The 730-nt window shown below is 68.5% G+C and carries 1 protein-coding gene; it reads left to right on the top strand.

The window, feature by feature from the left end; all coding sequences use genetic code 11:
• A partial coding sequence (locus EIP75_RS24220) for a hypothetical protein (RefSeq protein ID WP_158622975.1) occupies positions 1-730 on the top strand: 730 nt, incomplete at both ends.

Here is a 730-nt window from a genome sequence, read left to right as displayed (position 1 = left end):
TACGACTGCGAGCCCGACCTGGGCTGGGACCTGCTGGGCTGGCTGCGCCTGAGCTACAGCCACATCTGCTACAAGGAGCGCGCGCAGTACCTGAGTAGCTACCTCAACAGCCTGAACGTTGCGCACTACATCACCTACGACCGCAACGCCTTCCGGCGCGAGCTGCGCAGCGGCGCCTACACCAGCATCTGGATGCTGGGCGCGCTGCCCGACTGTGGCCCGCACCTGCTCAACGAGGTGCGCGAGGCGGTCAACCGTGGCGCGACGCTGCTGGTCGATGGCGGCACCACCGCCTACGAGAACCACGCCCTGTACCGTCTGGCCGGTGCCCGCTATGGCGGCCACATCTGGCTGTCGACCAAGGCGATGGACGTCAGCGGCGCCTCGTTCACCAGCACACGCCTGAGCACGGTGGGCCTGCCGCTGCGCCTGAGCCTGAGCGGCGGCACGGTGCTGGCCAGCTACCAGCGCCAGTACTGCTACCGCGTGGACTACGACGGTGAGGACAACACTCCGCACCCCTCGGGCAGCTCCTACCCGGCGGTGGTGGGCAATGCCTACGGCCGCGGCAAGGCCCTGGCCTTCGGGTTCGACCTGATCAGCGCCCTGCGCAACGGTGGCTCGGACACCGCCGCGTGGAAGCGCTTCGTGACCGAGACGGCCGGCTACCTCAAACCGCTGGACGAGCAGCGTGCACTGGTGGCTGGCGAGATGGCCGTGTTCGGCACGA

Origin of the sequence: Aquabacterium soli, from assembly GCF_003933735.1 — a bacterium.
Taxonomy (GTDB): domain Bacteria; phylum Pseudomonadota; class Gammaproteobacteria; order Burkholderiales; family Burkholderiaceae_C; genus Aquabacterium; species Aquabacterium soli.
The sequence above is the reverse complement of the archived record's forward strand: the minus strand, read 5'-3'. Positions and strand labels throughout refer to the sequence as shown.